At 61.9% G+C, this 25,593-nt stretch carries 23 protein-coding genes; 15 read left to right on the forward strand and 8 right to left on the reverse strand.

What is annotated here, in order from left to right:
- Positions 1–73: 73 nt before the first annotated feature.
- On the reverse strand, positions 74–865 hold the full coding sequence (locus DKK66_RS02060) for an SDR family NAD(P)-dependent oxidoreductase (RefSeq protein ID WP_131355123.1): 792 nt from the start codon (positions 863–865) through the stop codon (positions 74–76).
- A gap of 192 nt (positions 866–1,057) precedes the next feature.
- On the opposite strand from DKK66_RS02060, the gene hpaR reads away from it, so the two are divergent.
- Complete coding sequence (hpaR, locus tag DKK66_RS02065; RefSeq protein ID WP_131355126.1) at positions 1,058–1,540, forward strand: homoprotocatechuate degradation operon regulator HpaR; 483 nt, start codon at positions 1,058–1,060, stop codon at positions 1,538–1,540.
- A gap of 72 nt (positions 1,541–1,612) precedes the next feature.
- On the opposite strand, the gene DKK66_RS02070 is transcribed toward hpaR, so the two are convergent.
- The 5 genes from DKK66_RS02070 to DKK66_RS02090 form a co-directional block, all read right to left on the reverse strand.
- Positions 1,613–2,203: a DUF3156 family protein gene (locus DKK66_RS02070; RefSeq protein ID WP_165494092.1), complete on the reverse strand. Its 591-nt coding sequence runs from the start codon at positions 2,201–2,203 to the stop codon at positions 1,613–1,615.
- The gene (locus DKK66_RS02075) at positions 2,184–3,695 is read right to left on the reverse strand and encodes an APC family permease (protein WP_131355133.1); all 1,512 of its coding nucleotides are present in this window, start codon (positions 3,693–3,695) and stop codon (positions 2,184–2,186) included. The genes DKK66_RS02070 and DKK66_RS02075 overlap by 20 nt, the downstream gene beginning before the upstream one ends.
- A gap of 144 nt (positions 3,696–3,839) precedes the next feature.
- Positions 3,840–4,544 carry a LuxR C-terminal-related transcriptional regulator gene (locus tag DKK66_RS02080; protein WP_131355136.1) on the reverse strand — a complete coding sequence of 235 codons (705 nt, stop codon included), beginning with the start codon at positions 4,542–4,544 and terminating at the stop codon, positions 3,840–3,842.
- A gap of 60 nt (positions 4,545–4,604) precedes the next feature.
- Entirely contained in the window at positions 4,605–5,936 is a 1,332-nt protein-coding gene (locus DKK66_RS02085) for an aspartate aminotransferase family protein (RefSeq protein WP_131355140.1), read from the reverse strand.
- A gap of 142 nt (positions 5,937–6,078) precedes the next feature.
- Entirely contained in the window at positions 6,079–7,578 is a 1,500-nt protein-coding gene (locus tag DKK66_RS02090) for an aldehyde dehydrogenase family protein (RefSeq protein ID WP_062789324.1), read from the reverse strand.
- A gap of 547 nt (positions 7,579–8,125) precedes the next feature.
- Between DKK66_RS02090 and DKK66_RS02095 the strand changes: the two genes are divergently transcribed.
- Complete coding sequence (locus tag DKK66_RS02095; RefSeq protein WP_052694064.1) at positions 8,126–9,076, forward strand: helix-turn-helix domain-containing protein; 951 nt, start codon at positions 8,126–8,128, stop codon at positions 9,074–9,076.
- A 24-nt stretch (positions 9,077–9,100) separates the two neighbouring features.
- Here the strand turns inward: DKK66_RS02095 and hpaA are convergent, their stop codons facing one another.
- Positions 9,101–9,991 carry a 4-hydroxyphenylacetate catabolism regulatory protein HpaA gene (gene hpaA / locus DKK66_RS02100; protein ID WP_062789323.1) on the reverse strand — a complete coding sequence of 297 codons (891 nt, stop codon included), beginning with the start codon at positions 9,989–9,991 and terminating at the stop codon, positions 9,101–9,103.
- 357 nt (positions 9,992–10,348) lie between these two features.
- On the opposite strand from hpaA, the gene DKK66_RS02105 reads away from it, so the two are divergent.
- The 13 genes from DKK66_RS02105 to DKK66_RS02165 all read left to right on the forward strand — a co-directional run bounded on the left by DKK66_RS02105 (position 10,349) and on the right by DKK66_RS02165 (position 24,690).
- Positions 10,349–11,113 (forward strand): fumarylacetoacetate hydrolase family protein, encoded by a 765-nt coding sequence (locus DKK66_RS02105; RefSeq protein WP_131355143.1) that lies wholly within the window; start codon positions 10,349–10,351, stop codon positions 11,111–11,113.
- Positions 11,110–11,886: a fumarylacetoacetate hydrolase family protein gene (locus tag DKK66_RS02110; protein ID WP_131355146.1), complete on the forward strand. Its 777-nt coding sequence runs from the start codon at positions 11,110–11,112 to the stop codon at positions 11,884–11,886. Before DKK66_RS02105 ends, DKK66_RS02110 begins: the two co-directional genes overlap by 4 nt.
- A gap of 220 nt (positions 11,887–12,106) precedes the next feature.
- On the forward strand, positions 12,107–13,567 hold the full coding sequence (gene hpaE, locus DKK66_RS02115) for a 5-carboxymethyl-2-hydroxymuconate semialdehyde dehydrogenase (protein ID WP_131355149.1): 1,461 nt from the start codon (positions 12,107–12,109) through the stop codon (positions 13,565–13,567).
- Positions 13,568–13,699: 132 nt separating this feature from the next.
- On the forward strand, positions 13,700–14,548 hold the full coding sequence (gene hpaD, locus DKK66_RS02120) for a 3,4-dihydroxyphenylacetate 2,3-dioxygenase (RefSeq protein ID WP_131355152.1): 849 nt from the start codon (positions 13,700–13,702) through the stop codon (positions 14,546–14,548).
- A 61-nt stretch (positions 14,549–14,609) separates the two neighbouring features.
- Positions 14,610–14,990 carry a 5-carboxymethyl-2-hydroxymuconate Delta-isomerase gene (locus DKK66_RS02125; RefSeq protein WP_045847046.1) on the forward strand — a complete coding sequence of 127 codons (381 nt, stop codon included), beginning with the start codon at positions 14,610–14,612 and terminating at the stop codon, positions 14,988–14,990.
- Between the two features lie 6 nt (positions 14,991–14,996).
- Positions 14,997–16,190, forward strand: a complete 1,194-nt coding sequence (locus DKK66_RS02130; RefSeq protein WP_131355155.1) for a Bcr/CflA family multidrug efflux MFS transporter — start codon at positions 14,997–14,999, stop codon at positions 16,188–16,190.
- Positions 16,187–17,650: an NAD-dependent succinate-semialdehyde dehydrogenase gene (locus DKK66_RS02135; RefSeq protein WP_131355158.1), complete on the forward strand. Its 1,464-nt coding sequence runs from the start codon at positions 16,187–16,189 to the stop codon at positions 17,648–17,650. The genes DKK66_RS02130 and DKK66_RS02135 overlap by 4 nt, the downstream gene beginning before the upstream one ends.
- A gap of 9 nt (positions 17,651–17,659) precedes the next feature.
- Positions 17,660–18,463, forward strand: a complete 804-nt coding sequence (gene hpaH, locus DKK66_RS02140) for a 2-oxo-hept-4-ene-1,7-dioate hydratase (RefSeq protein ID WP_045847043.1) — start codon at positions 17,660–17,662, stop codon at positions 18,461–18,463.
- A gap of 132 nt (positions 18,464–18,595) precedes the next feature.
- The gene (gene hpaI, locus DKK66_RS02145; RefSeq protein ID WP_131355161.1) at positions 18,596–19,396 is read left to right on the forward strand and encodes a 4-hydroxy-2-oxoheptanedioate aldolase; all 801 of its coding nucleotides are present in this window, start codon (positions 18,596–18,598) and stop codon (positions 19,394–19,396) included.
- A 209-nt stretch (positions 19,397–19,605) separates the two neighbouring features.
- Positions 19,606–20,949 carry a 4-hydroxyphenylacetate permease gene (gene hpaX, locus DKK66_RS02150; RefSeq protein ID WP_207389839.1) on the forward strand — a complete coding sequence of 448 codons (1,344 nt, stop codon included), beginning with the start codon at positions 19,606–19,608 and terminating at the stop codon, positions 20,947–20,949.
- Between the two features lie 108 nt (positions 20,950–21,057).
- On the forward strand, positions 21,058–22,236 hold the full coding sequence (locus DKK66_RS02155) for a porin (protein ID WP_131355163.1): 1,179 nt from the start codon (positions 21,058–21,060) through the stop codon (positions 22,234–22,236).
- A gap of 313 nt (positions 22,237–22,549) precedes the next feature.
- Positions 22,550–23,716 carry a p-hydroxyphenylacetate 3-hydroxylase oxygenase component gene (locus tag DKK66_RS02160; RefSeq protein WP_045847040.1) on the forward strand — a complete coding sequence of 389 codons (1,167 nt, stop codon included), beginning with the start codon at positions 22,550–22,552 and terminating at the stop codon, positions 23,714–23,716.
- Positions 23,717–23,751: 35 nt separating this feature from the next.
- On the forward strand, positions 23,752–24,690 hold the full coding sequence (locus DKK66_RS02165; RefSeq protein ID WP_131355165.1) for a p-hydroxyphenylacetate 3-hydroxylase reductase component: 939 nt from the start codon (positions 23,752–23,754) through the stop codon (positions 24,688–24,690).
- A 76-nt stretch (positions 24,691–24,766) separates the two neighbouring features.
- Here DKK66_RS02165 and DKK66_RS02170 read toward each other — a convergent pair whose 3' ends face one another.
- A complete protein-coding gene (locus DKK66_RS02170) occupies positions 24,767–25,588 on the reverse strand; it encodes a response regulator (protein WP_045847038.1) in 822 nt (273 codons plus the stop codon).
- Positions 25,589–25,593: the final 5 nt, after the last annotated feature.

Consider the following 25,593-nt stretch of genomic DNA (forward strand, 5'->3'; position numbering starts at 1 on the left):
CGATTGGTGACACAGCAAACGACAACACCGCCATGCAGGCGGTGTTGTTCATTGAATCCAATTGCAACTGCGCTCAGGACAGTGCGTTGAAAGCCAGGGTAGGCACATCGACAATGCTGGAGCCGCCATCGGCCACAATGGCGGCCCCGGTGATGATGCTGGCCTGCTCCGACAGCAGGAAGCGACAGATGCTGGCGATTTCCTCCGGCGCGGCAGCCCGGCGCAAGGGAACATCCGCCGTTACCCGGGCATAGGCCTCATCCAGACTGTCGCCATACTGTTGCATCAACGGCTGCATTTCTTCATCCGCCATCGGCGTTTTCACCCAGCCGGGGCAGACCGCGTTCACCCTTACCCCGTGCGGGCCGTAATCACGCGCCAGCGAACGGGTGAGGCCAATCAGCGCATGCTTGGCGGTGGTATAGCCACACACCTCCGGTCCGGCGGCCAGTGAGGCTATCGATGCCAGCAACACCATGGCACCCCGGCTGGCGATCAAATCCGGTAGGCATGCCCGTGCGGCAACAAAAGCGGTATCCAGATTGGCACGCATGGCGGCCTGCCACGCGGCATCGTCCGTATCCAGCGCACTGCCCATGCCCAGGCCACCGGCACAACACAGCAGGCCAGTCACCGTGCCAAAGCGCTGGTGGATATGCCCCAGCCAGTCCGGCCAAAGCGTGCTGTCCGCTGCATCGCCCGCCAGTGCCAGCGCACCGTATTGGTCGGCCAGCTGCTGCACAGGCGCGGCACGACGGCCAATCAACACCAGCTGCACGCCGTCGGCTGCCAGCAATGCGGCGCAAGCTGCGCCTATGCCACTGCCGGCACCGGTAATCACCACGGTTTTGGCTTGAGCTGCCATCTGCTTTCCTTCCTGAAATAAGAACGGGAAGCCACAGTGTAGGCAGGCCAGCCATCTTCCCCCATCCACCAGATGGAGGAGCCGACTCTGCATGTGACCCACATGGTGCCGGGCAAATGGCAGATGGCGACTTGGGAACAGGCGCTCAGAATGTTAAGATATTAATCACATTGATCCGCCATCCTGAATCGCATGCCAACTTCCAGCGCACAACACCAGCACCGTCTGCCGCAGCACTTGCTGCGCGCCCGTGAAGCCGTCATGGCTTACTTTCGCCCCTTGCTCAACAGTGTGGGCCTGACCGAACAGCAATGGCGCATTCTGCGCCTGCTGGATGACCGCGGCGAAATGGAAGCCGGGGTGATTGCCGACCTGGCCTGCATCCTGTCCCCCAGCCTCACCGGCATTCTGGTGCGCATGGAAAAGGCCGGCCTGATTCACCGCAGCCGTGACAAGGTGGATAGCCGTCGGCTGATCGTGTCCTTGTCCAGGGAAGGCCGTCGCTTGACCCGTGAAGTCGCGCCGCTGTCCAATGCCTGCTACCGGCAGATAGAAGCGCATTTTGGCGAGGAAAAGCTGGAACTGCTGATTGGCCTGCTGAACGAACTGGAACAACTGCCAGCCCCCGTGGCGCTGACCGAGGACAAGCTGCAGCCAACCGAAGCGGAACTCTGAAATAAGAGACGGAAAGCAACAGGCCCCGGTGTAATGCCGGGGCCTGTTGTGCATTGTTTTAGCGCGTGAAAATCAGCCCGCACTGGCCACCACGCGCCGCACCGCCGCCATCACGGCCAGCAAGGCCAGCTTTTGTGTGGTCAACAGCCGGATATACCGGCGAAAAGGCGGGAAGCTGCCCACCACTTCACTGGCGGCAAAATGCTCGACTTCCAGCCGCCAGCCCTGCTCATCCGCAATCAGTTCACAACGCTTGAAATCCAGTGGCATCAGCGCGGTGTGCAAGTCGCGGTCCTGCTGCAACAAGGCCATCAGGCCCACCAGCGCTGCACCATCCCCCTCGCGGCGCAGACAGGCAAAACCGCTGCGCTGCCAGTTGCCGCGGTGTTGCAGTTGCAGCCGGGACGGACGGGATGGCGCAGTACCAGGCAGTGCCAGTACAAAGCAGCAGCTGACGGTATGCAGCAGGAACTGGCTTTCCACCCGCTCCTCCACCCGGAAAAACCAGTCCGCAGCAGGCAAGCGGTAAGCCGGACAGCCCTCATCCACACCGACCACTTCCAGCCCGTTCAGGTCCTGCGCCAGCCTGGCCAGGGTTGCCCCCGGCCGGTAAGCCCGTGGCTGGCGCGCTTGCCACAGCCGCTCAAGCACCAGAGGCAACACGCTTGAGCTCCTCGTCAATCAGCGAAGCATGGCCGCCCACCTTGCCGAACTCCTCGGCCAGAATGTCTTCAATGGCCACGGCACGGAAGGGGTTCACCTTCTGGACAAACACGGTCCACACCAGTGCATACAGCGCAGTCAGACCCAGCATGATGCCAAAGGGCAGATAGATGTCCCGCGGATGCATGCCCGGCGGGGTGATGTACCAGATGGCAATCAGGATGCCCACCGAAGACACGATCTGCGGCAGCGGGAACCAGGGCGAGCGATAGGCCCGCGGGAAATCCGGCCGGGTGAAGCGCAGACGGACGATAGCCAGATTCACCAGCAGATAAGCCACACCCCAGGCGCACACCGCCGCCAGCACCAGCGGCATGATGCGGTCCAGATCACCCTGAATGAACCAGGCATGGACACAGGGAATGACCACCGCCACCAGAATGCCCACCAGCGGCGTCTTGAAACGCGGGTGCAGATAGGTAAACGCCTTGGGCAGCGCGCCATCCACCGCCATGCCGTACAGGATGCGCGGCAGCGCGGCAATCAGGGTATTGATGGTGGCCGCACCGGCAAACAGCAGGCCGATACCCAGCCAGATCTTGCCGAAGGGGCCCATCACCTGATCGGCAAAGGCCGGAATCGCCATCGGGGTATCCAGCAAATGCGGGCCGGCGGGATTTTTCGGGTCCATCGCCACATTGGCCACCTGATGCACCATGGCCGCACCGTAGATGGCCATGGTGACGGCCACGCCGGTCAGGCCCAGCTTGGCGGCACGCGGAATATTGCAGCCGGCGTTTTTCAGCTCCGGGGCCAGCGGGGTCACCAGCTCGAAACCGACAAACATGAACATGGCCATGCCGATCAGGCTGAGTACGCCACTGGCGTCGCTCAGGTCCAGCGGGCTGCCGAACCAGCCTTGCAGCGACACGGCCGGGGCCTTGATGAGGCCGATGATGCCGAACACGGTAAGCGTGGCCCACATCACGAAGGTCAGCACGATTTCGGCCTTGCCGAAAATGGTGACGCCCAGCGCATTGAGGATGCCGAACAGCACCACCAGACCCACCCCCACCATCCAGGAAGTACCGCTGTGCTCCAGCATGGTGTTGAGGTGTTCAAAGTTCACCAGCGCCATGATGCCGGACAGGATGGTTTCCGCCGTACCGGCAAACACATGCACCAGCAGATAAGCGGAAATGGTGCCGGTAATCGCCCAGAAGCGCCCCAGCCCGCAGGATATGTAATCGTAGACGGCACCGGACGTCGGCATCATCGAGGCCGCTTCGGCAAAGGTGGTGGCCTGCGCCTGCATCATGATGAAGGCAATCAGCATGGCCAGGGCAAAGGTGCTGCCCGCCATGCCAAAACCGCTGGTAACGGTAAGGATGACCGGGCTGGCCATCACCACGCCGACCGAACTGGCCAGCGCCACCGGAAAACCCACCACCCCTTGCTGCAGGTGCCGGGTCAGTTTCTTCTCTATCGACATGCTGTTTTCCTCCTGAAGACTCGCTAACCATGGCAGGGAGGCACTGCAGCAGGCTTGCTACCTGTCTGTGGCGCATCAGTACACCTTCCCCATCATGCTGATAACCGGGCGCGCTTCTTTTTATGGCTGTCCCGGACGAAACCGTCACTGCCGCAAGTGCTGTTCGGCTTGTTGCCGGACAAACAGCGCATGCGCCAGCGCGGTACGACTACTCACATCAAACTTGCGAAACAGGTGCAATAAATGGGTTTTGACCGTGGCGAGCCCCATATTCAGCTCGCGGGCAATGGTCTTGTTACAGGCACCGGTAGACAACAGCATGGCCACTGCCTGCTCGCGCTCGGTCAGCACGATGGCGGGGTCCGGGCAAGGCTGGCTCAGCGTGCTGTCCAGCGCCATGTCCAGCAGACCATGCAAGCCATGCAGCACACGCAGTTCATCGTCACCAAAACCGGGCATCCGCCCTTGCCGCAACAGGGAGAAAGCGGCAACCACCCGCCCCTGCCGCCGCAGCAGGATTTCCGCCACATCCACCAGCCGGTTGCTGGCCAGAAACGGGGCATAGCGCGATGTGGCACGTAGCTCGTCTGGCAAGGCGCGGCCCAGCGTCACCACATCCAGCGGCTGGCGGGCCAGCCTGGCCGGATGCAGCGGGTCGTGCCCCATGTAACGCGCAACATAGCGCTGATGCACCTCTTGCGGCATGTGACGCAAGACGAAATCATGCGGCTGCTGCTGCCGGTCTACCCGGTAAAAGGCAGTGGCGCTGTGCGGCAATACATCCTGCAGTACGTCCAGACAACGTTGCAACGGCTTTGCCACCGGTGCGTCAGCCAGCAGATGGGTCATGGTGTTGTCCTGGCAATGGGTGGAAGCAGGCGCCTGGCCCGCTCCCTCCCGTCACATGATTCAGGCAGCCTCGAAACCGGCAGCCAGCGCACTGACGATGGCATCGCATTCTGCCTGGCCGATGACCAGCGGCGGCGACAGGATGATCTTGGTACCCACCGGGCGTACCAGCACGCCGTTTTCACGCGCGATTTCGGCCACCTTGTTGGCATAGCCGCCCATCGGGTCGATAGGCTCGCGGCTGTTCTTGTCCTGCACCAGATCCAGCGCAATCATCAGCCCCTTGCCACGCACCTCGCCCACTGCCGCGTATTTGTCGGCAAACGGTTTGAGCCTGGCCAGCAGGTATTCACCCTGGGCGGCGGCCTGGGCCGGCAGGTTCTCCTCGCGCACGATCTTGAGGTTGGCAATGGCTGCCGCGCAGGCAACCGGGTGACCGGCATAGGTGTAGCCATGCATGATGACGCCACCGAAATCCTGGTTCTTGGCAAAGGCATCGGCCACGCGCTGGTTCACCACGGTGGCACCCAGCGGCACATAGCCGGAGGAAATGCCCTTGGCCAGGCACATGATGTCCGGCTTCACGCCCCACAGGCGGCTGCCGAACATGGAACCGGAACGGCCAAAACCGGTGACGATTTCATCGGCAATCAGCAGCACGCCGTACTTGTCGCACACGGCGCGGATCAGCGGCCAGTAGCTGGCAGGCGGCACGATGACGCCACCGGCACCCTGGATGGGTTCGGCAATGAAGGCGGCCACGGTGTCCGGGCTCTGGAACAGGATTTCCCGCTCCAGCATCTGTGCACAGATTTGCGCCAGTTCTTCCGGATCTTCGGTAAACGGGTTGCGGTACAGCCACGGCGTTTCCACATGGAAGCAGCCGGGCAGCAGCGGTTCGTAGCTGCGACGGAACACGGTATTGCCGTTGACCGAAGCGCCGCCGAAATGCACGCCGTGATAGCCCTGCTTGAGCGAGATGAACTTGGTGCGGTCCGGCTGACCGCTGACGCGCCAGTACTGACGGGCCAGCTTGAGCGCGGTTTCCACCGCATCCGAACCGCCGGAACTGAAGCTGACCCGCGCCATGTCTTCCTGCTTCAGCATGTCGATGAGGGTGGCGGACAATTCCTCGGCACGCGGGTGCGAGATACCATCAAACAACTGGAAGTATTCCAGCTCGTCCAGTTGCTCCACGATGGCCTGCTTGATTTCCGGGCGGTTGTGGCCGACGTTGACGTTCCACAAACCGGCGACGCCATCCACCAGCTTGCGGCCCTGGTCGTCGAATACATGACAGCCATCGCCACGCACGATGCGGATGGGCTGGCGCTGTTTCATTTCATTGGGGTGCAGCATGGGGTGCCAGAAACGGGACTTGTCGTAAGACATGGGTTACTCCTTTGCAGACATATGTGCGGCCGATGGCGGCCAGCAAACCTGGTTAAGTACCTGAGTCACACCGCGCCGCCGCAGCCAATACAAGGAGTACAGCAAGGCGGCGCAACGCAGGATCGGGGGGCCTGTCAGTCACTCAGTGCGCGATGCAGACCGACTTGGTCTCGGTAAAGTTTTCCACCGCACCGCGACCAAATTCGCGGCCGATGCCGGATTGCTTGAAGCCGCCAAACGGCAGGCTGGGGTCGAGCGGAATATGGCTGTTGACCCACACCGTGCCGGCATCGATGCGCGGCACCAGGTTCATGGCGGCGGACAGGTCGTTGGTCCACAGGCTGGCGGCCAGGCCATAGCGCGAGTCATTGGCCATGGCAATGGCCTCGTCGGGATGGTCGAAGGGCAGCGCCACCAGCACCGGGCCGAATGCTTCCTCGCGCACGATGGTGCTGTGCTGGGCGGCGTTGACAATGATGGTGGGCTTGACGAAGTAACCGGGCAGATCGGCCGCGCCGCCGCCGGCCAGAATGCTGGCACCTTCGCTGCGGGCGGTGTCGATCAGCCGGCACACCGACTGCTGCTGGCGGGCTGACACCAGCGGGTTGACCTGGGCGTTCAGGTCCATGCCGCAACCCAGCGTCATGCTGTTGGCAGCAGCTGCCAGGCCTTCGACAATCTGCTTGAACTTGCTGCGCTGGATATACAGGCGGGAAGCGGCGGCACAAACCTGGCCCTGATTGAGGAAGCCCCCCATCAGCGCACCCTGGATGGCCTTGTCCACATCCACATCACCCAGCATGATCATCGGATTCTTGCCGCCCAACTCCAGCGAGAAGCGGGTCATGTTGTCGATGGCGGTATGGCCGATGGTCTTGCCGATTTCGGTGGAACCGGTAAACGACACCTTGCTCACCAGTGGGTGACCGGCCAGCGCCTGCCCGGCACGGGAGCCACGCCCGGTCAGCACATTCACCACGCCGGGCGGAATGCCGGCTTCAAGTGCCAGCTCACCCAGACGCAGCGCGGTGAGCGGAGTTTCGGTGGAAGGCTTGAGCACCACGGTACAACCGGCGGCCAGGGCCGGCACCATCTTCCAGATGGCAATCATCAAGGGGAAATTCCACGGCACGATGCCGGCCACCACGCCCACCGGCTGGCGGCGGGTGTAGGCGGTGTAGCGGGTGCCGGGCGGCACCGGAATCGACACGTCCATAGTTTCGCCACCCAGCTTGGTGGCCCAGCCGGCCATGTAGCGGACAAACTCGATGGACGCGCCCACTTCGATGGCCCGCGAGATATGGATGGACTTGCCCTGGTTCAGTGTTTCCAGTTGGGCCAGCTCTTCGGCATGCGCTTCCAGTACATCGGCCAGCTTCAGCAGAATGCGCTCGCGATCGGCCGGGCGCAGGCCGGACCACACCCCGGCGGTGAAGGCGCGGTGTGCGCTTTCCACCACCGCATCCACATCCTGCTCGTTGCCATCGGCCACACTGGCAATCACCTGTCCTGTTGCCGGATTACGCACCTCGCTGCGTTGGCCGGACTTGGCGGCCACCATCTTGCCGTCCAGCAGCAAGCCGTGCTCGCGCAGCAGGAAGGCATTCACCGACTCCAGAACATCCACCCGATTGTGATCCATTTTCTCTCCACTCCTTGCAGGGCGGCCTTGCCAGCAGGCAGGCCGCCTGATTTGCCTTGTCGCCACCATTCGCTGACAAGCAGCAACCGCGGCAACGCGATTTGTTGCAGATCAATATACGCGTCAGTTTTTGGCGGGCTTATCCCAAATCGGCAAATCCTGCATGGCCTGCCCGGCTGGGCAGCCAGGCGCAAAAGTGGCACTTCCCGGACTGTTTTGTTGCAATGAAGAAACAGCAGCCAACACGGCAGAACCACGGTCTGGCAAGGCTGGGAAAGGCCTTGCCAGGCAATGGTGACAGGCAAATAGATAATATATTAAGTATTTTTTGCAGCGCTTCGGCAAATGACCCAATATAGTCTGGACTTGGCCTGGCAAGACAGAACGTCCGCTGCATACATGGCACTGCCTTGCCCAGACAGAAAAGATGGCCCGCAGAGGCCGGGCGATAGCACACGCCATCGCACCGGATTGACATCTACATCGTCAGAAACAGAAGGTGACGGGCCACAGGCTGCCACCGGAGAAATGCATCAGGAGGTCCACCATGCTGGCTGAGGTTCGCCATTTCAATGATGCCCAGTGCCATGCCGCGCACTTGCCCGGCTGGCAACAGGTATACGACCAGATCAGCGGCGGGCGCTTTTACAGCTCGCTGTCCCGCCTGAACACCGGCCATCTGGAAGTGTTCCGCGAAGCTTTCAACCAGCGCGTGGTGCAATATGGCCGCGCGCCAGCCGACATGGTGCACTTTGCCATTCCCATCCACGCCCCGCTGCCCCTCACCCTGCAAGGCCGCGCGGTAGGCTGTCATGCCATTACCGCCCTGCGCAGCAATGAAGAATTCATCATGCATGCACCTGCCGAGGTGGACTCCATCCAGCTGTCGGTACGTAATGAAGACCTGGCCGCACTGGCACCGGAGTTTTACCAGCAGCTGAACAGCAAACGCCAATGGCAGCCGGTAATCCAGATTCCGCCCGAACAACTGGCCCACACCCGCCACTTGTTGCTGAGCGTGTTTGAAGAAGCAGTGGAAAACCCGGACCTGATGCGCTTTGCCGGCAGCCAGAAGCTGGTGCAACACCAGCTGATCAGCCTGCTGCTGGACCTGCTGCACGGCAGCGTGCCGGAGCGCGCCATCAACCTTACCCATGCCACCCACTGTGACATCGTGCGGCGCAGCCAGGCCATCGTGCTGGCCAGCAGCGACGAACCGGTGACCGTGCTGGACCTGTGCCAGCAGCTGCGCATCAGCCGACGCACCCTGCAAAACAGCTTCCAGCTGATTGCCGGCACCACGCCGGTGGATTACCTGCGCTCCATCCGGCTCAATGCGGTACGGCGCATGCTGCTGTCACCGGAACATGCCGGGCTTGGCGTGCGCGATGCCGCCGGGCACTGGGGCTTTTACCACCTGGGACATTTTGCCCGGGACTATCGCAAGCTGTTTTGCGAGCTGCCATCGGAAACCCGCCAGCGCAGCCTGCTGCAGTAAGACAGGCCAGACTGACTGTCTTGCCTACCCTCCATGCTGCTGGCGGTAGGCACTGGGCTTGCTGCCGGTTTCACGCAGAAAGAAGCGGGAAAAATACGCCGGGTCCTTGAAGCCAAGGTGATAGGCAATTTCGTTTACCGACCCGGCGGAATACATCAACAAGCGCTTGGCTTCCTGCAACAGCCGGTCATGCACCAGCCGCTTGGACGGCAAATCCGCCATGCGCCGGCAAATATCATTCAGCCGCGACTCGGTCACCCCCATTTCCTCGCCATAGCGCCACAACGGCCAGTGCTCGCGAAAATGCGCTTCGATCAAGGCATTGAAGCGATGGAAAACCTGCAAGTCCTCGCGGCGGCATTGCCGGCTGTGCTCGCCCTGCGCACTCAGGCGCAAGGCCGTCACCAGTACCAGCTGCACCAGTCCGTGCAGCGCGGCCTCGCGCCCTACTGCGTCATGGCCATACTCCTCGGCCAGCAAGGCCAGCAGCTGAGGCAGCTGCTGTGTGGCCGCCCCATCGCCCAGTTCAACGCAAAACGGCTGCATCAGCCCTGCCTCGCGCTGGGTCGGCGGCAGGGTGTGCAATAACTGGCGTGCCAGCTCCTGCCGCACGGTCAGCACATAGCCGTCGGCATCGGCCTCGGTGATGAAGGCATGCGGCACGGTGGGCGGGGTAAAGAAAAACAGCGGAGCCTGCGCCACATAGTGCTGATCTTCCAGATACAGCCGTATCTGCCCACTGGCCAGATAATGCAGCTGGAAAAAGCGGTCGTGCCGGTGCACCGGCATATTGCGGCCAAAAAACTCCGCCAGCTTGCCAAAGGCTTCCACATTGATATCCGACTCGCCATAGCGGCTGTCATACACCTTGCCGATGTCGATATTGGGAATCGGGGTACGGCTTTCCTGCTTCATGGCGGCTCCATCCTGTCATGTGCGCAAAATGCCACATGCCGACTGACTTCCATCTTTTGTACAGCAAGCATTTTCCAGCTGCAAGCCACAGCCAGCCCCTGCCCTTTGTATTGATTGGTTTTCTCGCATTTCCAAGCAGTATTCCAGCGAAAACGAATAAACCAGCACCCGCAGGAATTCCATGAAAAGTACAGTTAATTCCTTAGAAAATGCGGCATGCCACATGGCATAGTGGGCAGCAACAGCGCTTGCAGCAGATAAAGCGCGTTGACAAAGACGGAAGCAGGCCCGTATAAAGTTAACATATTAAATAAATGGTCAGCCCCGCTGTCCACCACCACAACAAGGAAGAGACCGATGAAGCAAGGCCGCATCGTGCTGAACCAGCAAGCCCGCCACGTGACCGCGCTGGCCGATGGCAAGCTGCTGCTGGACAACGGCAATCCGCTGGCAGACTCCCCGCAATGGCTGGCTCCGGCCAGCGGCACCGTGTATGGCGTGGCACTGAACCACCGCAGCCTGCTGGAACAGCTGGAAGCCGAATTCCAGCAGCCGCCCTACCAGAAAGCCCCGGCCACGCCGGTGCTGTTCATCAAGCCGCGCAATACCCACGCCGGCCACGGCAGCGCCATCTCCCTGCCCACCCAGGCGGGAAAGGTGTTTGCCGGTGGTGCGCTGGGCGTGGTGATTGGCAAGGTGGCCAGCAAGGTGGCAGTCGAACAGGCACTGGCTGTCGTGGCTGGCTACACCGTGGTGAATGAAATCAGCCTGGAAGAAACCAGCTTCTACCGCCCGGCCGTCAAGGCCAAGTGCCGCGACGGTTTCTGCCCGATGGGCCCGTGGCAGGTGGATGCCGCTGCCATCGACCCGCTGAACGTGGAAATCCGCAGTTACCTGAATGGCGAGCTGGCCGAAACCCATCACAGCCGCGACTGGTTGCGCTCCGTGCCGCAGCTGATTGCCGCCCTCAGCCAGTTCATGACCTTGCAGCCGGGGAACGTGATCATCCCCGCCACCCCGCTGCGCCAGCTGGAAATCCGCCCCGGCGACACCGTGGCGGTGGAAATCGACGGCATCGGTCGCCTGGAAAACCGCCTGATCGCCGAGGAGAGCGCCCAATGAAACACGCCCGCATCCGCCTGCCCGGTGAGGCAGACATCCACGCAGTTCTGGTGAATGACGACCACTCGGTACAGCTGGCCGATGGCCGCCGCTTTGCCGAAGAGGCGGTCGAATGGCTGCCGCCGGCAGAAGGCACGGTGTTCGCGCTGGGGCTGAATTATGCCGACCACGCCGCCGAGCTGGCCTTCAAGGCCCCGACCGAGCCATTGGTGTTCCTCAAGTCACCCGCTACCCTCACCGGCCACCGGCAGGTATCGGTACGCCCGGACAACATCACGTACATGCATTACGAATGCGAGCTGGTGGTGATCATCGGCAAAACCGCCAAGAACGTCAGCCGCGAACAGGCGATGGACTACGTGGCCGGCTACAGCGTGTGCAATGACTACGCCGTACGTGACTACCTGGAAAACTATTACCGGCCCAACCTGCGGGTGAAAAACCGCGACACCCTCACTCCGATCGGCCCGTGGTGGGTGGACCGCGACGACGTGGCCAACCCGGCCAGCCTCACCCTGCGCACCTGGGTGAATGGCGAGTTGCGCCAGCAGGGCAACACCAGCGACATGGTGTTCGACATTCCTTATCTGATTACCTACCTCAGCAGCTTCATGACCCTGTCCCCCGGCGACATGATCGCCACCGGCACGCCGGAAGGGCTGGCCGATGTGCTGCCCGGCGATGAGGTGATTGTCGAGGTGGAAGGCGTGGGCCGTCTGGTCAACCACATTGTCAGCGAGGCGCAGTACGCCGACAGGCTGCTGACAAAGTGATTTGATGAGATTGCACTGGACCCGGCAAAGCCGGGCCTTTCAACAAACTGATTGATTCCGCAGCCTTTCCATCTATTCCCGATCCCTTTGGCCTTGCCCTGCCAATTGAAGAAGGGCGCCTCGCTTTCTGCTTAGAAAGCGAGAGGGGGTTGTCAATAATCGGCTGAACGATTACCCGGCGCAGCCCGGTAGACGGCGCGCCTGCACAGGAGAACACAAGATGATCAAACACTGGATCAACGGCCGCGAGGTCGAGAGCAAAGAAGTCTTTGAAACCGTCAACCCGGCCACCGGCGAAGTGATTACCGAAGTCGCCTCTGGCGGTGCCGACGAAATCAACGCCGCCGTGGCCGCCGCCAAGGAAGCCTTTCCCAAGTGGGCCGGCACCCCGGCCAAGGAACGCGCCAGGATCATGCGTCGTCTGGGCGAGCTGATCGACCAGAACGTGCCCATGCTGGCCGAGCTGGAAACACTGGACACCGGCCTGCCGATTCACCAGACCAAAAACGTGCTGATTCCGCGCGCCTCGCACAACTTCGACTTCTTCGCCGAAGTGTGTACCCGCATGAACGGCCACAGCTACCCGGTGGACGACAGCATGCTCAACTACACGCTGTACCAGCCGGTGGGCGTGTGCGGTCTGGTGTCGCCGTGGAATGTGCCCTTCATGACCGCCACCTGGAAAACCGCGCCCTGCCTGGCGCTGGGCAATACTGCCGTGCTGAAGATGTCCGAGCTGTCGCCGCTCACGGCAAACGAGCTGGGCCGTCTGGCGCTGGAAGCCGGTGTGCCGCCCGGTGTGTTCAATGTGGTGCAGGGCTATGGTGCCACCGCGGGTGATGCGCTGGTGCGCCATCCGGATGTACGCGCGGTGTCGTTTACCGGCGGCACCGCCACCGGCAAGCGCATCATGCAGAATGCCGGGTTGAAGAAATTTTCCATGGAGCTGGGCGGCAAGTCGCCGGTGCTGATTTTTGCCGATGCCGATCTGGACCGCGCACTGGACGCCGCGCTGTTCACCATCTTCTCGCTCAATGGCGAACGCTGCACCGCAGGCAGCCGCATCTTCATCCAGCGCCCGGTGTACGACAAGTTTGTCGAGGAATTTGCCGCGCGCGCCAAGCGCCTGATTGTTGGTGATCCGCAAGACCCGAAAACTCAGGTCGGCTCCATGATCACCCCGCAGCACTACGACAAGGTGACCGGCTACATCCGCATCGGCATGGAAGAAGGTGCCCGTCTGGTGGCCGGTGGTCTGGAACGCCCGGCCGGCCTGCCCGCCCATCTGGCACGTGGCAACTTCATCCAGCCCACGGTGTTTGCCGATGTAGACAACCGCATGCGCATTGCGCAGGAAGAAATCTTCGGCCCGGTGGTGTGCCTGATGCCGTTTGACGACGAGGCCGATGCGCTGCGGCTGGCCAACGATGTGGAATACGGCCTGGCGTCCTATATCTGGACCCAGGACATCGGCAAGGCCCACCGCCTGGCCCGTGGCATCGAAGCCGGCATGGTGTTCATCAACAGCCAGAACGTGCGCGACCTGCGCCAGCCCTTTGGTGGTGTGAAAGCCTCCGGCACCGGGCGCGAGGGGGGCGAATACAGCTTCGAGGTGTTTGCCGAAATCAAGAACGTCTGCATTTCGATGGGCAGCCACCATATTCCTCGCTGGGGCCTGTAAGCGCAGTGCCGTTGCGCTGTTTTGTTAGCAGCTGAAAAACAACAGATGGTCAGGGCGCCACAGAACGCCCGGCCTCTTGGCTGTGGCACACATCAATGCCCACTGCCCTCACGACTACAAAGGAGACACTCCATGGGACAACTCGCCCTGGCGGCCAAGATCACGCATGTGCCGTCGATGTATCTTTCCGAACTACCCGGCCAGCACCAAGGCTGCCGTCAGGCCGCCATCGACGGCCACAAGGAAATCGGCCGTCGCTGCCGCGAACTGGGGGTGGACACCATCGTGGTGTTCGATACCCACTGGCTGGTGAACTCCGGCTACCACATCAATTGCGCCCCGGCGTTTGAAGGGGTTTACACCTCCAACGAACTGCCGCATTTCATCAAGAACCTGCCCTATGCCTATCCGGGCAATCCGGCACTGGGCCAGTTGCTGGCCGATGCCGCCACCAAGGCCGGGGTACACACCCGTGCGCATGACGCCACCACGCTGGCGCTGGAGTACGGCACGCTGGTGCCGATGCGCTACATGAATGCCGACCAGCATTTCAAGGTGGTGTCGGTGTCCGCCATGTGCACGGTGCACAACCTGGCCGACAGCGCCCGGCTGGGCATGGCCATGCGTCAGGCGGTGGAAGAACAGTACGACGGCAAGGTGGCCTTCCTCGCCAGCGGTTCGCTGTCGCACCGCTTTGCCCAGAACGGCGTGGCCGAACAATACCTGCACAAGGTATGGAGCCCCTTCCTTGAAACCTTCGATCACGAAGTGGTGGCCATGTGGCAGCGCGGCGACTGGAAAACCTTCTGCGCCATGCTGCCGGAGTATGCGGAAAAGTGTCATGGCGAAGGCTTCATGCACGACACCGCCATGCTGCTGGGCGCGCTGGGCTGGGACGAATACCAGGGCAAGGCCGAGGTGATCACGCCTTACTTTGGCAGCTCCGGCACCGGCCAGATCAACGTGGTACTTCCCGTCTGATTGCTTGCCCAACACGGCCAGCCCTGCCCCGGCAGGCTGGCAGTTTTCCCCGGAGGATTCCATGCCGCATTTCATCGTCGAATGCACCGACAATATCCGCGAGCAGGCCGACTTGCCCGGCCTGTTCGAAAAAGCCCATGCCTACCTGATTGGCACCGGTCTGTATCCGGTGGCGGGCATCCGCAGCCGCGCCATCTGGCTGGACACCTGGCGCATGGCCGATGGCGAGGCCGACTACGCCTTTGTCCACATGAGCCTGAAAATCGGCCACGGCCGCACGTTTGAAGAACGCGAGCGCACCGCCGAGGGCCTGTTTGCGCTGATCAAGCAGCACTTTGCCCCGCTGTTCGATGCCCGCTACCTGGCCCTCACTTTTGAACTGAGCGAGCTGGACGCCAGGCTCAGCTACAAGCACAACAACGTCCATCAGCGCTTCAGATAAACCGCCATGCATACCGCAAGTCAGGCACAGCAACAGGTGCGGCTGATCGTGCTGCTGGGAGTACTGGTGGCCTTCGGCCCGCTGTCCATCGACATGTATCTGCCCGCCCTGCCCGCCATTGTGGCGGATCTGGCCGCGCCGGTGGCACGCATCCAGCTGACCATAGGCAGCTTTCTGGCCGGCTTTTGCGGCGGCATGCTGCTGTACGGCCCGCTGTCCGACCGCTATGGCCGCCGCCCGGTATTACTGACCGGCCTCAGCCTGTATGTGCTGGCCAGCCTGGCTTGCGCTGCGGCGCAAACGGCAGAACAGCTGATTGCCCTGCGCGTGCTGCAAGCCATGGGTGGCGGCGCGGCCACGGTGATGGCGCGCGCCATCGTGCGCGATGCCTTTCCGCTGACGGAGGCCAGCCATGTGCTGACGCTGATGCAGCAGATCACCATGATCGCCCCCTTGCTGGCACCGCTGCTGGGTGGCTGGCTGTTGCTGCTGGCCGGTTGGCGCAGCCTGTTTTTGTTGCTGGCGCTGATTGGCGCGGCATCGCTGGCCGTGGTGGCACTGCGCCTGCCGGAAAGCCACCCGCCCAGTGGCCGCAGCGACATCACGCTGGGCAAAGCCTTCCGTGCCTATGGCCACCTGCTGCAACACCTGCCCACCATGGGCTACAGCCTGGCGCTGGGCCTGAGCTTTGGCGCGATGTTCGCCTACATCACCGGCTCGCCCTTTGTGTACATCCAGTACTTCGGCGTGGCCGCGCAGCATTACGGCTATCTGTTCGGGCTGAATATCGTCGCCATCGTGCTGTTCAGCCAGCTCAACCGCTACCTGCTGCGACGACATGCCATTGACAGCCTGTTGCAATGGCAATGCGGCGTAGTGGCGCTGGCCGGGCTGGCGCTGTGGCTGCTGGGCGCGCACAGCCTGTGGCTGACCGTGCTGCCACTGCTGTTCAGCGTGGGCATGACCGGCAGCATCGGCCCCAATGCCATGGCGCGGCTCTTGCAACTGCATGCCGACCGGGCCGGTGCGGTGATGGCGCTGGCGGTCTCCGGCCAGTTTGGCTGCGGCATGCTGGCCAGCGCACTGGTGGCCAGCCTGTTTGACAGCAGCCCGCGCGCCATGTGCCTGCTGGTGATGGCCTGCGGTGTCGCCGCCTGGCTGAGTCTGCAATTGATCCGTTTTTCCCGGAAACCGACATGAACACCGAATCCCGCCCATCCGCGTCCCTGCTGCGTGAACAGGCTTATATCAACGGCCAATGGCTATCCGGCGCGCAACAGTTTGCCGTGCATAACCCGGCCAGCGGCGCACTGCTGGCCCGTGTGGCGGATCTTGGCGCAGCAGAAACCTGCGCGGCCATTAAGGCCGCCCATGCCGCCCTGCCCGCCTGGCGCGCACTGAGCGCGCAGCAGCGCGCCACCATGCTGCTGCGCTGGCATGCGCTGATCTTGCAACACCAAGCCGAGCTGGCAGCGCTGATCAGCCAGGAGCAAGGCAAACCGCCAGCCGAGAGCACCGGCGAAATTGCCTACGGTGCCAGCTATATCGAATGGTTTGCCGAGGAGGGAAAACGGGTTTACGGCGAAGTGATTCCCAGCCCCTTTGCCGACAAGCGCCTGCTCACCGTGCGCCAGGGCGTGGGCGTGGTGGCGGCCATTACGCCGTGGAATTTCCCGCACGCCATGATTACCCGCAAGGTGGCGCCTGCGCTGGCCGCCGGCTGTACTGTGGTGCTGAAACCCGCCGCCGAAACGCCCTTGTCCGCGCTGGCACTGGCGGTACTGGCCGAACAGGCTGGCCTGCCGCCCGGCGTATTCAATGTCGTCACAGGTACCGATGCGGTGGCCATCGGCGCTGAACTGACCGGCAGCCCGCTGGTGCGGGCGCTGAGCTTCACCGGCTCCACTGCGGTCGGCAAATTGCTGATGCGCCAGTGCGCCGATACGGTGAAAAAACTGGGGCTGGAGCTGGGTGGCAATGCGCCCTTCATCGTGTTTGACGATGCCGATCTGGATGCCGCCGTGCAGGGAGCGCTGTTTGCCAAATTCCGCAACAGCGGCCAGACCTGTGTCTGCGCCAATCGCCTGCTGGTGCAGGACGGCATCTACGATGCCTTTGCCGCCAGACTCGCCGCTGCCGTGTCCGCGCTACAGGTTGGCCCGGCCAGCGAACCCGGCATGCAACAAGGCCCGCTGATCAGCCAGGCCGCGGTGGCCAAGGTGCAGCGCCATATAGCCAACGCCGTCAGCCTGGGCGCAAGGGTGCTCAGCGGCGGTGCGCCGCATGCACGCGGCGGCAACTTCTTCCAGCCCACCGTGCTGGCTGATGTCACCGAACAGATGCTGGTGGCACAGGAAGAAACCTTCGGTCCGCTGGCTCCGCTGATCCGCTTTCACGACGAAGCCGAGGCCATCCGTCTGGCCAATAGCGGCGAGTCGGGCCTCGCCGCCTACTTCTACAGCCGTGATGTCGGCCGTTGCTGGCGGGTGGCCGAAGCCATCGAAGCGGGGATGGTGGGCATCAACGAAGGGGCCATTTCCACCGCTGTCGCCCCGTTTGGCGGCATCAAGCAGTCCGGGCTGGGCCGTGAAGGTGGACGGCTGGGGCTGGAAGAATTCATGGAAACCAAATACCTGTGCTTTGGCGGCATCGCCAACTGAGGAGACCACATGCTGACGCAAGACATCATCCACACTACCGCCCGCCGCCTGCATCAGGCCGAACAGCAACGCGAGCAGATCCGCCAGATTTCGCTGGACTACCCGGACATCACTATTGAAGACGCCTATGCCATCCAGCGCTGCTGGGTGGAGATGAAACTGGCAGAAGGCAGGACGATCAAGGGCCACAAGATCGGTCTGACTTCGCGTGCCATGCAGATGTCCTCGCAGATCAACGAACCGGACTACGGCACCCTGCTGGACGACATGTTCTTCAATGATGGCAGCGACATTCCCACCAGCCGCTTCATTGTGCCGCGGGTGGAAGTGGAGCTGGCCTTCATCCTGGGCAAGGAGCTGAAAGGCCCGGACATCACCCTGTTCGATGTGTATCAGGCCACCGACTTTGTCATTCCGGCACTGGAAATCATCGACGCACGCAGCCAGTCCATCGACCCGGCATCCGGCCGCCCGCGCAAGGTGTTCGACACCATTTCCGACAACGCCGCCAATGCCGGCGTGGTGATGGGCGGCCGCCCGGTGAAGCCGTCCGAGCTGGACCTGCGCTGGGTATCTGCGCTGATGTACCGCAACGGGGTGATCGAGGAATCCGGCGTGGCCGCGGCAGTACTGAACCACCCGGCCAACGGCGTGGCCTGGCTGGCCAACAAGCTGGCGCCGTTTGATGTCAGCCTCAAGCCCGGCCAGGTGATTCTGGGTGGCTCCTTCACCCGCCCGGTGCCGGCGCGGGCTGGCGATACCTTCCATGTGGACTATGGACCGCTGGGTGCCATCAGCTGCCGCTTTGTTTAGATCAGCGAACAAAAACCCTGCTGCTGCGTTGCGCCTCCTGGCCGTACACCTTGTACTGTCTGCGTCGGCGCGCCTTGCATCTGGGGCGCTGCGCTATTTTGTTAGCTGCTCTTGTTTTTTAAGGAAAATTCCATGCAGAACCCATCCAACCGCTTCAAGGCTGCGCTGAAAAACGGCGAAGTGCAGATCGGCCTGTGGCTGAGCCTGGCCAGCCCCTACAGTGCCGAGCTGCTGGCCGCTGCCGGTTTCGACTGGCTGCTGATCGACGGCGAACACGCGCCCAACACACTTACCGACATGCTGGGCCAGCTGCAGGCCATCGCCCCCTACCCCAGCCACCCGGTGGTGCGCCCGGTATGGAACGACCCGGTGCGCATCAAGCAGATTCTGGACATTGGCGCGCAAACCCTGCTGCTGCCCATGGTGCAGACCGCCGAAGAAGCGGCACTGGCGGTAGCCGCCACCCGCTATCCACCGCATGGCATCCGCGGGGTGGGCAGCGCCATTGCCCGCGCCTCGCGCTGGAACCGCATCGAGGGCTACCTCAAGCAGGCTGAACAAGAGCTGTGTGTGCTGGTGCAGATCGAAACCCGTCAGGGTCTTAACAATCTGGACGCCATTGCCGCCACACCCGGCGTGGATGGCGTGTTCATCGGCCCGGCAGATTTGTCCGCCGACATGGGCTATCTGGGCCAGCCAGCCCACCCGGAAGTGCAAGCCGCCATCGAACAGGCCATCGCCCGCATCCGCGCCCAGGGCAAGGCGGCCGGCATCCTGATGGCTGATGAAAAACTGGCCCGTCACTATATCGAGCTTGGCGCGCAGTTTGTCGCCGTGGGCGTGGACAGCACCGTGCTGGCGCGCAGTGCCGAAGCACTGGCCGGCCGCTTCAAGACTGGCGGTCAGCAAGCCGGTGCCAGTGGCGTGTACTGAAACAAAACCGGGCAGCCCGCCGGGCTGTCCGCTGGCACTGTGTCCAGCCACCAGATAATTAATATATTCAATTAACCGCAACCGAAAGGACCGCACAGCCACATCGCACACCGCAGCAAGGCAACAAGGTGATCTGCCAGCAAGAGCAGGCACCAAGACAAAGGACAACACGCCGGAACGCTCCCGGCACGATCAATGAGGAGAAGTGCATGAGTCTGGATAAAGCCACGACCTGCCACACCGCGCCCGACCTGATGGATCAGGCGCACAAGCACGACACACAGCAAGAACAGCGGGTAATCCGCAAAGTCTCCGGACGCCTGATCTGGTTTCTGTTCATCCTGTTCGTATTTTCCTTTCTGGACCGCATCAACATCGGCTTTGCCGGCCTCACCATGGCCAAAAGCCTGAACCTGACAGCCACCATGTTCGGCTTTGCCGCCACCATTTTTTACATCACCTACGTGTTGTGCGGCATTCCCAGCAACATGATGCTCAGCCGCATCGGTGCCCGGCGCTGGATGGCCGGCATCATGGTGGCCTGGGGCTTTGCCTCCACCGCCACCATGTTTGCCCATGACGCCACCAGCCTGTACATCCTGCGTGCACTGGTGGGCATTACCGAAGCCGGCTTCCTGCCCGGCATGCTGGTCTACCTTACCTTGTGGTTTCCACGCGTCTACCGCGCCCGCGCCAATGCCCTGTTCATGATTGCCATGCCGGTAACGGCAGCGCTGGGCTCGGTGGTATCCGGCTATCTACTGGAAATGGACGGCATCTGGCAACTGGCCGGCTGGCAGTGGCTGTTTCTGGTGGAAGGCCTGCCCTCAGCCGTGCTGGGCGTGGTGGTGTGGTTTTATCTGGATGACTCGCCGGCCAAGGCAAAATGGCTCAGCCCGGAAGAAAAGCGCTGTCTGCAAGGCATGCTGGACGCCGAGGTACACCAGCCGGCCCAGCAACATTCCGGCGTAATGCACGAGCTGCTGCAACCGACGGTGCTGAAATTCGCCTTCGCCTATTTCTGCCTGGTCAACACCCTGAGCATGGTGAATATCTGGGTGCCGCAAATCGTCAAAAGCTTCAATGCCGGCAGCAGCAATGTCACCATCGGCATCCTGGCCGCCATTCCGCAGCTGGGCACCATTTTGCTGATGCTGTGGTGGGGTGCGCGTTCCGACCGCACCCAGGAGCGCAAATGGCACACCGTGCTGCCCATGCTGTTTGCCGCTGCAGGCTGGCTGCTGACCGCCTATGCCGGCGACCCGGTGGTGCGGCTGGCCGGCATCGTGATGGCATCGGCCGGTTCCTTTACCGCCATGACCATTTTCTGGACCACCCCCGACACCACGCTGTCGACCAAGGCCAAGGCGGTGGGCATTGCGCTGATCAACGCCACCGGCAATATCGGTTCGGCGCTCAGCTCCTTCGTGGTGGGCTGGCTGAAGGACATGTCGCACAGCTTCACCAGTGGCCTGTTGTATGCGGTAGCCGCCTTATTGATAGGTGCCCTGGTGTTTCTGCTGATTCCACTGCAAAAGCCGGCCCGCTACTGAACCATTAACCCTTCCCTATTTACCTGCACGGTGTCCGGCATCAAGGCCGCACACCGCGACGGCCTGCGCCTGACAATCGGCAACGCAGGCCCAAACCGGAGCCATATCATGCAAGGCAAACATTTTTGGGCAGCCCTGTTCCTGCTGCCGCTACTGGCCCACGCCGACGTCACCCTGTACGGCACGCTGGACGAAACCATCGAATCGGTAGGTACCCGTGGTGCTGCCAATGGTCAGCCCGGCAGCAGCGTGCGCCGCATCAGTTCGGACAGCTCGCTGATCGGCTTCAAGGGCCGTGAAGAGCTGGGCAACGGACTGAGCGCCTACTGGCAGCTGGAGAGCAATCTGTGGCTGGACAGCGCGCCGTCCTATGCCACCTTTGGCACCCGCGACAGCTTTGTCGGCTTCGCCACGCCTGCCGGCAATGTGCAGGCCGGCCTGATCAGCCCGCCCACCCGCGTGGTGGCCGGCATGCTGGATGTCAATCAGGGCAATACCGGCATTGGCATGTCCGGCGCGCTGCTGGGCAAGCTGGGCAATGTACTGTCCGCTGACGGCCTGCTGAAGAGCTATGGCAGCGCCACCCCGGCCGACGGCAATGGCAACACCCTGGTACGCACCAGCCCCTTCGACACCCGCCGCAAGAATGCCGTGCAGTACACCAGCCCCAGCTGGCAGGGGCTGACGGCAACCGTGGGCTATGACGCGGTGGAAACGCGCGCCACAGGTGCCAGGCATGCCGCCAGCGTGTTTGACCTCGGGCTGAGCTATCGCGGAGGCCCATGGTTGCTGACCTCCGCTTACGAGCGCATCGACACCGGTGTGGATGATGCTGCCAGCAGCACAACCCAGTTCCGCCAGGTATGGAACCTGCGCGCAGGTGGCTACTACCGTTTTGGCGAAGTCAGCCGTATCGGCCTGCTGCTTGACCACACCGATGGCAAGCTCACACCCACGGCCGCCGCCAGTTATCAGGGCAGCAGCCTCAGCCAGAATGTGTGGTATGTCCAGACCGTTATCGGCGTCGGCGACCATGGACGGCTGATCAGCCAGTATGGCGAGTCCGGCAAGTTGCAAGGCAGCACAGCCAGCGATAGCGGGCGGGCACGCCATGCCGAGCTGGGCTACGAATACGACCTGTCGCGTCACACCACCCTGAAAGCCCTCTATGCGCAAATCCGGAATCATGGCAGCGCTGCCTATGATTTCGGCTTCAGCAGTATTGGCAGTGTGCCTGCCGGCAGTACGGTGCACGGGCTGGCCATGGGGCTGCGGCACAGCTTCTGACGCCAAACTCGCTCCAGATGGGCAGATTCTCCTTTCAGCTGCACCATCCTTGTCAGCCACCCCTTGCCGGGTGGCTGTTTTTTTGCTGCATCTGCCTTTTGGTGCAGGGTCGAAGAAATCCATGAAAAGTACAGTAATCAACCTGAAACTTGTATTTAACGGCTGCAATATGGCCTACATAATGCAGTCAGCACGTCGCGCTTTTACGCGCGACAGACGATAACAACACCAAGTGCCAGCTGGCTGCCGTATTTCATTGCTCACGGCACGAATACTTAACTTGTTAATAAAATACATGCAACAGGAGACATTCATGAGTGAGAACACACTGCTGACCCGGCTGCAGCAAATCCTGCCGGAAATCGCCGCCAACGCAGACAAGGCCGAAGCCATGCGCCAGGTGCCGGAACAAAACATCCGCCTGCTCAAAGGCATTGGCATGCATCGCGCCTTCCAGCCGAAGAAATACGGGGGGCTGGAAATCTCCCTGCCGGAATTTGCCGACTGCGTGGCCGCACTGGCCGGTGCCTGTGGCGGCACCGCCTGGGCATTCAGCCTGCTGTGCACCCACAGCCACCAGTTGGCCATGTTCTCGCAACAATTGCAGGACGAAGTATGGGCCAACAACCCGGATGCCACCGCCAGCAGCAGCATTGCCCCGTTCAGCCAGATCGAGGAAGCCGAGGGTGGCGTGTACCTGAGCGGCGAAATGGGCTGGAGCAGCGGTTGCGATCATGCCGAATGGGCCATTGTCGGCATGCGCCGCAAGAATGCCGAGGGCGAACTGGTGTACAGCTTTGGCGTGCTGCCACGCAGCGACTATGAAATCCGCGACAACTGGTTTGCCATGGGCATGAAAGGCAGCGGCTCCAAAACCCTGGTGATTCGCAATGCCTTCATCCCCAATCACCGTATCGAAGCGGCCAAGGACATGATGGAAGGCCGCTCCAGCGGCTTTGGCCTGTATCCGGACAGCGATATTTTCACCACGCCGTACCGCCCCTATTTTGCCAGTGGCTTTGCCGCCATCAGCCTGGGCATTGCCGAACGGATGTTGCAGGCCTTCAAGGACAAAACTGCCAACCGCGTGCGGGCCTACACCGGTGCCAGCGTCGGCACTGCCACGCCTGCCCTGATGCGCCTGGCAGAGTCCACCCACCAGGTGGCCGCCGCCCGCGCCCTGCTGGAAAAGACCTGGCAGGATCATGCAGAACACGGCCGTCGCCGTGCCTACCCGGACCGCCTTACACTGGCCTATTGGCGTACCAATCAGGCTTATGCGGTCAAGATGTGCATCGAAGCGGTGGATCGCCTGTTCAGCGCCGCCGGTGCCACCAGCTGGATGGAAGGCAACGAGCTGCAACGCCTGTTCCGTGACTCGCACATGACCGGTGCCCACGCTTATACCGACTACGATGTCTGCGCCCAGATCCTTGGCCGCGAACTGATGGGACTGGAACCCGACCCGAGCATGGTCTGACACCACCCCACAACAAGCAAAACAAGGAGATGAGGATGACAAGCAAACCACCGGCCAGTGTGGATGACCCACGCCTGTTCCGCCGCGCGCTGGGTAACTTTGCCACTGGCGTCACCGTGATGACGGCCTGCGATAGCGATGGACAAAAAGTGGGCGTCACCGCCAACAGTTTCAACTCGGTATCGCTCGACCCACCGCTGATTCTTTGGAGCATAGACAAGCGCTCCGGCAGCTATCCGGTATTTGCCTCGGCCAGTCACTTTGCCGTCAATATCCTGGCAGCCGACCAGATCAGCCTGTCCAACCGCTTTGCCCGCCAGAGCGACGACCGCTTTGCCGGTGTACCGCACACGCAGGGCGCTGGTGGCGCACCGCTGCTGGAGGACTGTGCCGCCCGCTTCGTGTGCGAACGCCATGCCATACATGATGGCGGAGATCACTGGATCATGCTGGGCAAGGTGGTGGCACTGGACGACTTTGGCCGGGCACCCCTGCTCTACCACCAGGGCAGTTATGCCATGGCATTGCCGCATGGCCTGCAGCAAAAGAAAGAAGAAAGCAGCCCGGCAGACCGGCAATGGCAAAAGCGGCTGGATGGAAATGTCTACTACCTGTTGACCCAGGCAGTACGGGCCTACCAGCAACATTACCAGCCACTGCAACTGGCCACCGGGCTGCGTACCAGCGAGGCACGCATGCTGCTGGTGATGGAACAGGGCCTGGATATGGCATCCATGCACGGCGAGGTCAACATGCCGGACAGGGAAGTGGAACAAGCCGCCCAGATGCTGATACGCAAGGAGCTGATCAGCCTGCAAGGACAGCATTATCAGCTGACCCAGCAAGGCAAGCTGCATGCCGAGGCCTTGCATGACCTGGCCGAGCAACAACAAGCCGCCATGCTGGCCAGTTTCACGCCGGATGAAATCGCCACCTTCCGCCGGATTCTGCAGGCCATCATCAGTCGGCGCTGAGCGTAATGCATCGCCATGAAAAAGAGCTGCCGGGAAACCGGCAGCTCTTTTGCTGTCATGCAGGCCTGTGATTGGCTCAGGACAAGCTGCGCAATTGCCGGGCCAGCGTCTGCAAGCGCAAGTCCAGATCAGCCAGCAGTATTTCCAGCTGTTCGGCATTGCCGGTCTTGCAGATTTTCTCCTGCTGCTCGCAAGAGCGTACTACCTGCCGGGCATCAATCAGGCGCGCCGCACCCTTGATCTTGTGCAACATCTGGGCAAGGCCATTCCAGTCCCGCTCGGCAAAGCATGCCTTGGCGGCGGCAAAGTCCTGCTGGTTGCTTTCGAGCAGCTTGCTGACAAACTTCTCTATCAGATCCTGATTGCCATCAAACAAGGCAGACAGGCTGCTGGCTTCATACACCGGCAATCGTTGCATGCAGACATCCAGGCTGTAGCGCAGCAGCACAGTATGCAAAAACGGCAAGGTAACCGGTTTGGGCAGCAGGATATTGAAGCCTGCTTCCTGCGCACGTTGTTGATCCCGTTCGGAAGGGTCAGCCGATATGCCAATGGCCGGGCGCTGCTCACCCGCGGCCCGCAGCTGTTGCACCAGGTCAAACCCTCCCAGCTGCGGCATGCTCAAATCGGTCAGCAAGCAATCAAACTGCCCCTGCTGCCATTGAGTCAGCGCATCCAGTCCGTTACTGACTCCCACCACCTGGCAACCCAGTCGCAGCAACTGGCTGTTAAGCAGAAAAAGATTGGCCAGATTATCCTCTGCAACCAGTACCCGCGGTTGCAACCCTTCGGCCCACAGATCCGACTCGGGCGTGCCGGCTCCTTCGTTTGGTCCGTAAGGGCTGGAAGCAGAATCCGCCGCGCGTGCTTGCAAGCGGTGGCCGATGCACCGCCGCATTGAAA

The organism is Aquitalea sp. USM4 (assembly GCF_004328945.1).
Taxonomy (GTDB): Bacteria; Pseudomonadota; Gammaproteobacteria; order Burkholderiales; family Chromobacteriaceae; genus Aquitalea; species Aquitalea pelogenes.